The organism is Paracoccus broussonetiae (genome assembly GCF_031854425.1).
GTDB classification, from domain to species: domain Bacteria; phylum Pseudomonadota; class Alphaproteobacteria; order Rhodobacterales; family Rhodobacteraceae; genus Paracoccus; species Paracoccus broussonetiae.
Map to the genome: position 1 here is coordinate 163,712 of NZ_JAVRQI010000003.1, position 12,166 is coordinate 175,877.

11 protein-coding genes are annotated in these 12,166 nt (G+C 64.8%); 5 read left to right on the forward strand and 6 right to left on the reverse strand.

Going from position 1 to position 12,166, the window contains the following annotated elements:
- Window positions 1-73 precede the first annotated feature (73 nt).
- Together ligA and recG are read left to right on the forward strand one after the other, a co-directional pair.
- Window positions 74-2,506: an NAD-dependent DNA ligase LigA gene (gene ligA / locus RM190_RS05090; protein WP_311758326.1), complete on the forward strand. Its 2,433-nt coding sequence runs from the start codon at window positions 74-76 to the stop codon at window positions 2,504-2,506.
- Complete coding sequence (recG, locus tag RM190_RS05095) at window positions 2,482-4,593, forward strand: ATP-dependent DNA helicase RecG (protein WP_311758327.1); 2,112 nt, start codon at window positions 2,482-2,484, stop codon at window positions 4,591-4,593. The genes ligA and recG overlap by 25 nt, the downstream gene beginning before the upstream one ends.
- A gap of 330 nt (window positions 4,594-4,923) precedes the next feature.
- On the opposite strand, the gene RM190_RS05100 is transcribed toward recG, so the two are convergent.
- Window positions 4,924-5,361 carry an iron-sulfur cluster assembly scaffold protein gene (locus RM190_RS05100; protein WP_311758328.1) on the reverse strand — a complete coding sequence of 146 codons (438 nt, stop codon included), beginning with the start codon at window positions 5,359-5,361 and terminating at the stop codon, window positions 4,924-4,926.
- Window positions 5,362-5,430: 69 nt separating this feature from the next.
- Between RM190_RS05100 and hisI the strand changes: the two genes are divergently transcribed.
- The gene (gene hisI / locus RM190_RS05105) at window positions 5,431-5,796 is read left to right on the forward strand and encodes a phosphoribosyl-AMP cyclohydrolase (protein ID WP_311758329.1); all 366 of its coding nucleotides are present in this window, start codon (window positions 5,431-5,433) and stop codon (window positions 5,794-5,796) included.
- Here hisI and gluQRS read toward each other — a convergent pair.
- The 3 genes from gluQRS to RM190_RS05120 all read right to left on the reverse strand — a co-directional run bounded on the left by gluQRS (window position 5,778) and on the right by RM190_RS05120 (window position 8,682).
- A complete protein-coding gene (gene gluQRS / locus RM190_RS05110) occupies window positions 5,778-6,617 on the reverse strand; it encodes a tRNA glutamyl-Q(34) synthetase GluQRS (RefSeq protein ID WP_311758330.1) in 840 nt (279 codons plus the stop codon). The genes hisI and gluQRS overlap by 19 nt on opposite strands.
- Window positions 6,614-7,954 (reverse strand): methylenetetrahydrofolate--tRNA-(uracil(54)-C(5))-methyltransferase (FADH(2)-oxidizing) TrmFO, encoded by a 1,341-nt coding sequence (gene trmFO, locus RM190_RS05115; RefSeq protein WP_311758331.1) that lies wholly within the window; start codon window positions 7,952-7,954, stop codon window positions 6,614-6,616. The genes gluQRS and trmFO overlap by 4 nt, the downstream gene beginning before the upstream one ends.
- A 104-nt stretch (window positions 7,955-8,058) precedes the next feature.
- Window positions 8,059-8,682: a 50S ribosomal protein L25/general stress protein Ctc gene (locus tag RM190_RS05120; RefSeq protein WP_311758332.1), complete on the reverse strand. Its 624-nt coding sequence runs from the start codon at window positions 8,680-8,682 to the stop codon at window positions 8,059-8,061.
- A gap of 174 nt (window positions 8,683-8,856) precedes the next feature.
- Between RM190_RS05120 and RM190_RS05125 the strand changes: the two genes are divergently transcribed.
- On the forward strand, window positions 8,857-9,870 hold the full coding sequence (locus RM190_RS05125; RefSeq protein WP_311758333.1) for an acyltransferase family protein: 1,014 nt from the start codon (window positions 8,857-8,859) through the stop codon (window positions 9,868-9,870).
- An 18-nt stretch (window positions 9,871-9,888) separates the two neighbouring features.
- Here RM190_RS05125 and RM190_RS05130 read toward each other — a convergent pair whose 3' ends face one another.
- Together RM190_RS05130 and RM190_RS05135 are read right to left on the reverse strand one after the other, a co-directional pair.
- A complete protein-coding gene (locus RM190_RS05130) occupies window positions 9,889-11,052 on the reverse strand; it encodes an alpha-hydroxy acid oxidase (protein ID WP_311758334.1) in 1,164 nt (387 codons plus the stop codon).
- A 20-nt stretch (window positions 11,053-11,072) separates the two neighbouring features.
- On the reverse strand, window positions 11,073-11,459 hold the full coding sequence (locus tag RM190_RS05135; protein ID WP_311758335.1) for a hypothetical protein: 387 nt from the start codon (window positions 11,457-11,459) through the stop codon (window positions 11,073-11,075).
- Window positions 11,460-11,558: 99 nt separating this feature from the next.
- On the opposite strand from RM190_RS05135, the gene RM190_RS05140 reads away from it, so the two are divergent.
- The gene (locus tag RM190_RS05140; protein ID WP_311758336.1) at window positions 11,559-12,143 is read left to right on the forward strand and encodes a TetR/AcrR family transcriptional regulator; all 585 of its coding nucleotides are present in this window, start codon (window positions 11,559-11,561) and stop codon (window positions 12,141-12,143) included.
- Window positions 12,144-12,166: the final 23 nt, after the last annotated feature.

The following is a 12,166-nucleotide window of genomic DNA, read 5'->3' on the forward strand; positions in this document are numbered from 1 at the left end:
GGGTTCCGCCAAGAAGCTATCACTCTGGGCCTGAAGAAAGGCCCTTGTCGGGCGATTGCGGCGGAGGCGACGGATGGCCCGTGAAACAAAGGATCAGGCTGCGGACGCGGCCCCGGCGGCAGATGCGGCACCCCTTGGCGTGGATGCTCTTGACCCGGTGCAGGCCGCGGGCGAGGCCGCAGTGCTGGCCGAAACCCTGCAGCGCGCCAACGACGCCTATCACGCCGAAGACGCGCCCTTTATCAGCGATGCGGAATACGACGCGAAAAAGCGCCGCCTTGCCGAGATCGAGGCGCGCTTTCCCGAATTGGGAACGCAGGACAGTCCGACCCGGCAGGTCGGCGCTGCCCCGGACGCGCGCTTTGCCAAGGTCACCCATCGGCTGCCGATGCTGTCGCTGGAGAATGCCTTCGACGAAGAGGACGTGACCGGCTTTGTCCAGCGCATCCGGTCTTTCCTAAGCCTTTCCGCGGCAGATCCGGTCGAATGCACGGCCGAGCCCAAGATCGACGGCTTGTCGCTTTCCCTGCGCTATGAAAATGGCGAACTGGTCCAGGCCGCGACCCGCGGCAACGGCGCGGTCGGCGAGAATGTGACGGCCAACGCCCGCACCATCGCGGATATTCCGCATCGGCTGGAAGGCAGCGATATTCCCGCGATCGTCGAAATCCGGGGCGAATGCTACATGTCGCACGAGGACTTCGAGAAGCTGAACCAATCCGACAGCGGTCGTGTCTTTGCCAATCCGCGCAATGCCGCGGCGGGGTCGCTGCGCCAACTGGACGCCCAGGTCACGGCGGCGCGGCCGCTGCGCTTTTTCGCCTATGCCTGGGGCGAGCTGTCCGAGCCGCTGGCCGACACGCAAATGGGGGCCGTCGCCCGGATGCAAGGGTTCGGCTTTGCCATCAATCCACATATGCGCCTGTGCCGCTCAGTCGCCGAGATGATCGAGGTCTGGTCGGGGATCGAGCAGATGCGCGCCACGCTGGGCTATGACATCGACGGCGTCGTCTACAAGGTGAACGACCTGGCGCGGCAGGCGCGGATGGGCATGCGCTCAACCACGCCCCGATGGGCCATCGCCCACAAGTTTCCCGCCGAACGCGCCTGGACCCGGCTTGAGGCGATCGACATCCAGGTCGGCCGTACCGGCGCGCTGAGCCCGGTGGCCCGCCTTCATCCCGTGACGGTCGGCGGGGTCGTCGTGTCGAACGCCACCCTTCACAACGAGGATTATATCTCTGGTCGCGGTGCCGACGGGCGCGAGATCCGGGGCGGCAAGGACATTCGCGTCGGAGACTGGGTCGAGATCTATCGCGCCGGGGATGTGATCCCGAAAGTCGCGGATGTCGATCTGGACAAGCGCGATCAGGCCGCCATTCCCTATGAGTTTCCCCAAACCTGCCCGCAATGCGGCTCTCCCGCGACGCGGGAAGAGGGGGATTCGGTCCGGCGCTGCACCGGTGGGCTGATCTGCCCGGCGCAGGCGGTCGAGAAGCTGCGCCATTTCGTCTCGCGCGCGGCATTCGATATCGAGGGGCTGGGTGCCAAGCAGGTCGAGCTGTTCCATCGTCTGAACTGGATTGCCGAGCCTGCCGATATCTTCACGCTGGCCGAACGCGATGCAGCCGGTCGCAAGATGCTGCCCGCCAGTGCCAGCGACATCCTGCGGGATGCGGATGTCGAGGAGGACCGCGAGCTGCTGGTGTCCATGGGGATAGATCCGCTCGAAATCGAGACTAAAGGCCTGGCCTGGGGGTTCGAAAAACTTTCGGCGACGCCTCTGGCTCAGGTGAAGGGCTGGGGCGAAACCAGCGCCAACAACCTTTTCAATGCGATCGACAGCAAACGGCAGATCGACCTGCACCGGTTGATCTTTGCACTGGGAATCCGGCACGCGGGCGAGGTGGCGGCCAACGATTTGGCCCGCCATTTTGCCAATTGGGAGGCGATGGTCAGAACGCTGGACGCGCTGCGTCCCGCCGCACTTGCAGAGCGCGAGGCCGATCTTGCGGCCGAGGCCGAACGCAAGGCCGCCGCCGCCGCAAGCCGTCGCGCCCGCGTCAGCGAGGCGCGCGGCGGGGTGCGTGCCAAGGCAGGCGTTCCGCCCGAAGCCGAGGCAGCCTGGCAGGACCTTGTTTCGGCCAACGGGATCGGACCAGTGCTGGCCATGTCCCTGTCCGACGCCTTTGCCAATGACCGCGAACGCGGCGCCATCGACCGGCTGCGGCAGGCGCTGCACAAGATCGTGCCGCCCGAGGCGCGAGCGACGGACAGCTCAATCACCGGCAAGACGCTGGTCTTTACCGGAACGCTTGAAAAGATGACCCGTGCCGAGGCCAAGGCCCGTGCCGAGGTGCTAGGCGCGCATGTCGCAGGCTCGGTCTCTGCCAAGACCGATCTGCTGATCGCGGGTCCGGGGGCGGGATCAAAGGCGAAGAAGGCTGCCGATCTGGGGATCAAGGTCATCGACGAGGACGAATGGCTGGTGATCGCCCAGGGGTAGGCGGGCGCCCGCCCGCCCTTTTCCCGCTGTTCGCATCGGTCGAGACTCTGCCGGGCGTCGGTCCACGCGCGGCCGAAGCCCTTGAGCAGATGGGCGTCACCCGCCCGCGCGATCTGATCCTGACCCTGCCGCATTCCGGCATCTGTCGTCGCCCGATCGCAAGACTGGCCGATGCGCAGCCCCCCGAAACGGTCAGGGTCACCATCCGGGTCGAGCGTCACCATCCGCCCGCCAGCAAGGGGCGGCCCTGGCGTGTGCATTGCTCGGACGGGGCGGGAGATCTGCAACTGGTGTTTTTCCACCCGCGTCGCGACTGGATCGAAGGGCAACTGCCGGTTGGCGCGCGCCGCGTCGTTTCGGGCAAGATCGAGCTGTTCGACGGCATGGCCCAGATGGTTCATCCCGACTTCATCGCGCCCGAAGGGGCGGCGCTGCCGCCGGAGTTCGAGCCTGTCTATCCTCTTTCAGGCCGCTTGACCCAAGGCGTGGTGCAAAAGGCGGTGCGCGCCGCGCTGACGCGCCTGCCCGATGTCGCGGAATGGATCGACCCCGCGGTGGTCGCGCGCGAAGGTTGGCCAGGCTGGCATCAGGCGCTGGAGCAGGCACATGCGCCGCAGGGGCAGGGAAACCTTTCCCCGACGGACCCGGCGCGGGCGCGGCTGGCCTATGACGAGCTTTTCGCCCACCAGATGACGCTGGCCCTGCTGCGCCGCGACCGGCGGCGTCAAAGCGGGCTTGTCACGCGCTCGGACGGGCGACTGCGGGACAGGGTGCTGGCGGGGCTGCCCTGGCCGCCCACCGGCGCGCAGCGTCGCGCGGTCGATGAGATCGCTGCCGACATGCAGGCTCCGCGACGGATGAACCGGCTTTTGCAGGGCGATGTCGGGGCGGGCAAGACGCTGGTCGCGTTCCTGTCGCTTCTGATCGCGGTCGAGGCCGGCGGGCAGGGCGTCCTGATGGCCCCGACCGAGATCCTGGCACGCCAGCATTATCGCGCGCTTGAGCCTTTGGCCCGGCTGGCCGGCATCCGGCTTGAGGTGCTGACCGGGCGCGACAAGGGTGACGCCCGCGCCAATATCCTGACCGACCTGGCAGAAGGGCGGATCGACATTCTGGTTGGTACCCATGCCGTGATCCAGAAGACGGTCGAGTTCAACGACCTGCGGCTTGCGATCATCGACGAACAGCACCGCTTCGGCGTCAACCAGCGGATGGAGTTGGGGTCCAAGGGCGGCCATCTGCCACCCGACATGCTGGTGATGACGGCGACGCCGATCCCGCGCTCATTGGCGCTGGCGCAGTTCGGGGACATGGACTTGTCGGTTCTGGACGAGAAGCCGGTCGGGCGCCAGCCGATCCGCACCACGGTCATGGCGGATTCGCGCATCCCCGAGATCGTGGAGCATCTGGCCCGTGCGCTGGATTCCGGGGCGCGGGCCTATTGGGTCTGCCCTCTGGTCGAGGAAAGCGAGGCCGTGGACCTGACCGCGGCCGAGGCCCGGTTCAAGGAATTGCGGGCGCGTTTCGGCGATCAGGTGCGGCTTGTCCACGGCCAGATGCCGGCCGAGGAACGCGACGCCGCGATGGCCGATTTCGCGGCAGGGCGCGCGGGCATCCTGGTCGCCACGACCGTAATCGAAGTTGGCGTCGACGTTCCCGAGGCCACGATCATGGTGATCGAGCGGGCGGAAAGCTTTGGCCTTGCGCAGCTGCACCAGCTGCGAGGCCGGGTCGGTCGCGGCAGCAAGGCGTCAAGCTGCCTGCTGATCTATCATGAGCCCTTGTCCGAAACCGGACGCCGCCGCCTGGGGATTCTGCGAGAGACCGAGGACGGCTTCCGCATCTCTGAGGAAGACCTGGCCATGCGCGGCGCGGGTGACGTGATCGGCACCGCTCAATCCGGGCTGCCGCGCTTTCGTATCGCGGATCTGGAACGGCAGGGGGGGCTGATGGCGCTGGCCCGCAAGGATGCGCAGGCGTTCCTGGAACGCGACCCCGCGATGGAGGGAGATCGCGCAAGCGCGGTCCGGCTGCTGCTGTGGCTGATGGAGCAGGACCGCGCGATCCGGCTGATCTCGGCCGGGTGATGTTCCATCAATGTTCTTAAAAAGTTCTTTACTTTGTTCCGATTCGGTGAGAACAAATGGGAAACAAACGTGGAGAACTGACATGACCCGCGAAACTCTCTCCGACCTTGCTGGTGTCGTTGCGATATCCGTGACCGCCATATTCCTGTTTTCCCTGCCGGCAATCGTCCATCCCGTGCTGATGGCATGATCCTGCTTGCCGATCGTCCTGCCCCGCGCTGGCGGCACCCTTCGCCCGGTCCTGCCGGGACCTTCCCCGGTCTCTGATGCGCGCAACTGCCGGCCCCTTGCGGGTCGGCATTTTCTTTAGCGTCGGTGGGGGATGGGGAGTTAGCCCTGCGAGGCGTCGATGGCGTCCAGCGTCGCTTGCCATGCCAACAGGATCGAGGCGTGACGATTGGGGAATTCGCGGGCAGGCAGAAGCGCTTCCAGCCCGTCGAAGGGCGCCGAGGGGGGCGGTCCATCGGTCTTGAGCATCGCGGTCAACTGCTCGGTCGCCTGGGCGATGTCGTCCCGTGTCAGTCCGACCGCCAGCGCCCCCAGGACCGAAGCCGAGGCCTGACCCAGCGCGCAGGCCCGAACCTCTTGCCCGAATTCGGCAATGCGCCCGTCCTGCATCACGACATGGGCGGTCACCGACGATCCGCATTGCGGCGAGCGGCGATGCGCGCTGCCCGTCGGCGCGTCAAGCGTGCCAAGGCGGGGAATGTCGGACGCCAGTGCCAGGATTCGCCGCGAATAAAGCTGCATCAGATCGGTATCGGCCATGTCTCGTCCGGGCTTTCGCTTGGGTCGCGTGATGTCTAGATAGGTGCGGCAATACCGAAAGGAAAGCCGATGTTCGATCCCGCAAGCCTGAAATACGATGCCCAGGGCCTGATCCCGGCGATCGCGCAGGACCATCGCAGTGGCGAGATCCTGATGATGGCGTGGATGAACGCGGAATCCGTGGCCCGCACCCTGGACAGTCGCAACGTCACGTATTGGTCGCGGTCGCGCCAGGGCTTCTGGGTCAAGGGCGAGAGTTCGGGCCATGTCCAGAAGCTGGTCGAGATGCGCGTGGATTGCGACCGTGACTGCCTGCTGGTGCTGGTCGAGCAGAGCGGCCCGGCCTGCCACACCAACCGGCGCAGCTGCTTTTACACCGCGATCCGCGATGGGGCCGAGGTCGAGATCATGCAGCCTCAGAACCCCAGCAACTGACGCATTTCGGCGGCGGGCATGCCCTGTTCGCGGTAAAGCCGCAGGGCGCGGGCGTCGTCGCGTTTGGCAAGCCGCTTTCCGGCATCATCGCGGATCAGCCGGTGGTGGTGATAGCGCGGCACGGGTAGCTCCAGCAGTCGCTGAAGCAAGACATGGATATAGGTCGAATCCAGCAGATCCTTGCCGCGCGTGACCAGCGTGATCCCCTGTGCCGCATCGTCGACAACAACCGACAGGTGATAGCTGGTGCCCATGCCCCGCCGCGCCAGAACCACGTCGCCGATGCCCTCGATCATGTCCAGGGCCGACAGGTGCTGCGAGGTGGCGATGGCCTCATCTGCAAAGGTGATCCCATCGCTGCGCAGCTGGTCCAATGCGCGCGCCATGTTTAGTCGGATCGCATCCTCGGGTCCGGCCTGATCCATGCTGCGATGACGGCAGGTGCCGGGATAGACCGGACCGTCGGGACCTATCACCGGGGTCACCCCTTCCTGCGGCGCAGAAAGCGCGGCGCGGATGTCGGCGCGGCGACATTCGCAGGGATAGGTCAGGCCCAGCCCCGCCAGCCGGTCCAGCGCCGCCTGATAGGCGGGCAGGCGCTCGGATTGGCGCATGACCGGAAGCGGCCAGCCGAGGCCCAGCCAGTGCAGATCCTCGGTGATCATCGCCTCATATTCCGGGCGGCAACGCGAGCGGTCGATATCCTCGATCCGCAGCAGGAACTGGCCGGGATCGGCAAGGCGTGCGGCGGTCAGGGCCGCAAAGGCATGGCCCAGATGCAGTGGACCCGTGGGTGAAGGGGCAAACCGCGTGCGGTTCAAGCCTGCCCCGCAAGCCACTGGTTGAAATCGGCTTTCGCGCGATCAGTGTAGGCAGGATAACGGTCCTTGCGGCCCTTCCTGCCGCCCCGTATCTCGTCCAGCGGAGGATAAAGGCCGAAGTTCACGTTCATCGGCTGGAAGGTCTTCGCATCTGCGCCACCGGTGATGTGGTTGACCAGTGCGCCCATCGAGGTCGTCGGTGCAGGCGGCGGCAGGTCGCGGCCAAGGGCCTCGGCCGCGGCCATGCGACCTGCCAGCAGCCCCATCGCCGCGCTCTCGACATAGCCCTCGACACCCGTGACCTGACCCGCGAAGCGCAGGTTCGGGCGCGCGCGCAGGCGCAACCGGTCGTCGATCAGGCGGGGAGAGTTCAGAAACGTGTTGCGGTGGATGCCGCCCAGTCGTGCAAAGCTGGCATTCTGCAGGCCGGGGATGCGGCGGAACACCTCGGTCTGCGCGCCGTATTTCATCTTCGTCTGGAAGCCCACGATATTGTAAAGCGTTCCCAAGGCGTTGTCCCGGCGCAACTGGACCACGGCATAGGCCTTTTCGGTCGGATTATGGGCGTTCGTCAGGCCCACCGGCTTCATCGGACCGTGGCGCAGGGTTTCGCGGCCACGCTCGGCCATGACTTCGATGGGCAGGCAGCCGTCGAAATAGCCCGCAGTCTCGCCCTCGTGGAACTCGGTCTTGTCGGCGGCCAGCAATGCATCGATGAAGGCTTCGTAATCCGCCTTGGTCATCGGGCAGTTGATATAGGCGGTGCGCTCTTCCTCGGTCTCGCCCTTGTCGTAGCGGCTTTGTAACCAGCAGATCGACATGTCGATGCTTTCGGCATGGACGATGGGCGCAATGGCGTCGAAGAAGGCCAGCGAGCCTTCGCCGGTTGCCGAAAGGATCGACTGGCCAAGCGCGGCCGAGGTCAAGGGACCGGTCGCGACGATCCAGCGTCCGTCAGAGGGCAGGTCGGTGATTTCGCCGGGCGCAAAGCTGATCAGCGGCTCGTCTTGCAGCGCCTGCGTCACGGCTTGGGAAAAGGCGTCGCGGTCGACGGCAAGTGCGCCGCCCGCAGGCAGGCGATGGCGGTCGGCCATCGACATGATCAGGCCACCCGCGGCGCGCATTTCCCAGTGAAGCTGGCCGACCGCGTTCATCTGGTCGTCGTCCGAGCGGAAGCTGTTCGAGCAAACCATCTCGGCGCAGTCGCCGGTGCGATGGGCGAAGGTTTCGACCGTGGGGCGCATTTCGTGCAGCACGACGGGCACGCCGGCGCGCGCGATCTGCCATGCTGCCTCCGAGCCGGCGAGGCCCGCGCCGATGATGTGGATCGGTTCCATGTCTTGTCCCTTCGCGTCAGGGGGGCGTGATAGCATCCCCGCAAGACAAGAAAAAGGGCGGCATCCGCTGGGATGCCGCCCGGTCTTTCCAGCCTTCGGGCCGATCAGGCCTCGGTGGCTTCGCCTTCGGCGGCTTCCGCATTGTCTTCCGAACGCAGGCCCGAGGGCGCAGCGATGTTCGCGATGACGAAGTTGCGGTCGATGGTCGGCTTAACGCCTTTCGGCAGCTCGATATCGTTGATGTGGATGGTGTCGCCGATCTGCTTGCCCGTCAGGTCGACGGTGATGTGATCGGGGATCTCCGAAGCGGTGACCATCAGTTCGACTTCCGGACGGACGACGACCAGGGTACCGCCACGCTTCAGGCCGGGGGCTTCTTCGTGGTTTTCGAAGTTCACGTGAATGAACAGGTTCACGCGGGTGTTGCGGTGCAGGCGCATGAAGTCGATATGCGTCGGCAGGTCTTTCACCACGTCGCGCTGAACGCTGCGGCAGACGACGCGAACGTCTTCCTGGCCTTCAACCTTCAGGTTCCACAGGGTCGACAGGAAGCGACCGGCCCGCAGCTTGGTCAGCAGCGAGTTGAACTCGACTTGGATCGGCTGCGGATCTTTTCCGTCGCCGTAGACGATGCCGGGCACCTTGCCTTCGCGGCGAGCTTGGCGGGCGGCCCCCTTGCCTGTCCCCGCGCGTGCCTCGACCACCAGATCAGGGATCTCTTTGGCCATAATGGTATTCCTTACATTTGAAGTTGCGGCCATCCTCCAAGGGTGCATGGCCGAAGACGCGCCTATAGTGTAATCGGCGCAGGTTGTGAAGAATAAAACCCGATCCTTTGGCGGAAAAACGCTTGTCGAGTTTTCAACTTCGGCGCAATCTTTGCATGTATGGCGGAGTTTTTCATGTTACAACGTTCAGTTTCAATAGATTACCTGAAATGCCTTCTCGCCGTCGGGGTAGTTCTGGGTCACTCGATTCTCATCCATGCCAAGCTGGTCGAGTGGAGCTTTCTGACCGGCATGGGCTTGTTGCGCAGCCTTGTTCCCGCATTCTCGGTCGTCTCGGGTTATTGCTTCTTTGTAACCTACAATCGGGGCAAAGCCTTGAAATGGCTGTCCGGTCTGGTCGTCGCCTATCTGTTCTGGACGGTCTTCTATGCGCCGATCTGGGTCGAGCCCGACACCACATGGCGTGATGTCGCATATGTCTTTGTCTGGGGCACGATGCATCTGTGGTATATCGCCGGGCTGATCGTCGCCGCCATCCTGATCATCGCCTTCGCCAGTCTTGGCGAAAGGACCGGGACAGGGCTTTGGCCGATGATGATCTCGGCCTCGGTGCTGGCCGGCATCGGGTCGGTTCTGGCTTTCCTGGCCTTTTATCGCGATTGGCAATTACCACTGGAGTTTTCGCGCAACGGCTTCACGGTCATCTTCCCCTTCGCGGCAATCGGCTATGCTCTGGCGAGTTGGGTGGCGCGAAACGGTCGCGACAGCCTGCCGCGCCTTGGAGTCATCTGGCTGGTCGTCGCGGTGCTGTTCGGCCTGAGGCTGGGAGAGGCGCTCTTCTCGATGCGCACCTATGGCCTTAGCCTTGCGGCGATGCCAGAGATACCGTTCCTTGCGCTGCCGGCACCGGTCTTCCTGTTTCTGGGCTTTCTGAGGATGGACCTGCCGGAACTGCCGGTGAACCTTAGCGGCTGGTCCTCCAGCATTTATTTCCTGCACATTTTCTTCATCCTGGCCGTCCATCGATTCCTTGGCATCGATAGCATCCCGGTTTTCCTGCTGGTTGGCGTGGTCGTCCCGATCATCTTGGCGCAGGTGATGGAACGGCTAAGGCCGCATCTGGCCCGCCTGCTTCGCACAGGAAAGCGGACGGTCGGCGAGCGCGGGCTGCGCGAAGGGTCCGCCTGACGGACCCCCCTGTTTCGCTTACAGATAGGGTTCCAGGAAGTCCCGCGGGATCATCAGGTTGTGGCGACCCAGGTTGCGCACATCGCGTTCGCCGCACAGCGCCATCGTGATGTCCAGTTCATTCCTGATGACCTCAAGCGCCTTGGTCACGCCCGCTTCGCCCATCGCACCAAGGCCATAGATAAAAGCGCGCCCGATATAGGTCGCGTGCGCCCCCATGGCCAGCGCCTTGAGCACGTCCTGACCCGAGCGGATGCCGCTGTCGAGATGGATCTCGACCTTGTCGCCGACCGCCTCGACGATCTCGGGCAACATGCGGATCGAGCTCGCCGCACCGTCCAGCTGCCGTCCGCCGTGGTTGCTGACGATGATCGCATCCGCGCCGAAATCGGCAGCTATTCGCGCGTCGTCGGGATCGTTGATGCCCTTCAGAATCAACTTGCCGCCCCAAAGATCGCGGATGCGCGCGATCTTGTTCCAGTCGAGCTGCGGGTCGAACTGTTCCGCAGTCCAGCTGCTCAGCGATGAGGTGTCGCCGACACCCTTGGCATGTCCGACGATGTTTCCGAAAAAGCGCCGCTTGGTCTGCAGCATCTCCAGCCCCCAGCGCCACTTGGTCGCCAGGTCCATCATCACCGGCAGCGTCAGCTTGGGCGGTGCGGACAGGCCGTTCTTCAAATCCTTGTGGCGCTGGCCGAGAATCTGAAGGTCGAGCGTCAGCACCAGTGCCGAACAGTTTGCACGCTTGGCCCGTTCGATGATCGCCTCGAGGAACTCCTGATCGCGCATGACATAGAGCTGGAACCAGAACGGGTGCTGGGTCGCGGCCGCCACATCCTCGATCGAACAGATCGACATGGTAGACAGGGTGAAGGGGACGCCGAATTTCTTCGCGGCCTGTGCCGCCTTGATCTCGCCATCGGCAGACTGCATCCCGGTCAGCCCGACCGGGGCAAGGGCAACCGGCATCGCCACCTTCTGCCCGATCATGGTGCTTTCGGTGGTGCGGCCGGTCATGTCCACGGCCACTTTTTGCCGCAGCTTGATCCTGGCGAAGTCCGAGCTGTTCTCGCGGAAGGTGCTTTCGGTATAGCTGCCGCTTTCCGCGTAATCATAGAACATCCGGGGCACCCGCCGACGATAGATCGCCTTCAGATCGTCGATGCAGGTGATAACGGGCATTGGGGCCTTCCTCCTTGGATTTATTCGCTGGCCGGGGTCTTGCCGGCCGGGTCGTCGCCGCCTGCGGGGGCGGGGCTTTCGCAGGTCGCCGCCCCATCGGGGCAGGCGTCAAGCGAGGTCTTGGACAATTGGGCCGCGCGTTCGCGAAGGGCGTCGGCGCGGGCCGAAAGCTCGGCCGCTCCGACGGCAGGCGCGGGCGTCCGGTTCGCCAGGCCCTTGGCGCGCCCGGTCAGCGCATCGGAAGTCGCCTGAGGGCTTTGCGCCACATCGGCCGCGTGCGAGGGCAGGGCGGGTTCGGCCAGCAGCTGGTCGGTCGGCAAGAGCGAGGGGTAATCCCCGATGCGGTCGTCGCAGCCCGCCAGCGCCAGCAGTGCCGCAAGCGCCAAACAGTTCCGTTTCGCCGTCATCATGCCTCCGATCCGAATGCGCGGGTACCATAGGCGCGAGGGGAAGCCGGACACAAGATGCGCTCTTTTCCTGTCGCGATCCGCGGCCTAGAAGACTGAATGGCGCGCACACAAGGATCCAAGGCAGTCATCACCGGGCCGCTGGTCCGGGACGCGGCGCGCAGCCTGTTCGCGCGCCACGGCTACAGCGCCGTGTCCATGCGCCAGATCGCGGCTCAGGTGGGCGTGCAGGTCGGCACGCTTTACGCCTATACCCCCGACAAGCAGGCTTTGCTGGCGGATCTTCTGCGCGGTCACATGCAGGACCTGCTGGCGGCCTGGCAGGACGATCCCGAGCGTCCGGCGCTGGAGCGGTTGCACAGCTTTCTGCGCTTTCACATTGCCACCAGCATCGAGCGCCCCGAGGCAGTGTTCCTGTCCTACATGGAATTGCGCAGCCTGACGCCCGAAAACCGCCGTCAGATCGCCACCCTGCGCCGCCGCTATGAAGAAGCCCTGGAAACCATCCTGGCCGCCGGGGTGGCCGAGGGAACGATGCATATTCCCGACTTGCGGCTGGCGACGATGGCGCTGATCGCGATGCTGACCGGGGTCGTCAACTGGTATCGCGACGGCGGACGCCTGGACCAGGAACGGGTCGTCGCCATCTATTGGGAACTGGTCCGCGGCGCGGTCGGGACCTGATTTTCCTTTTCATCCGGCCGCCG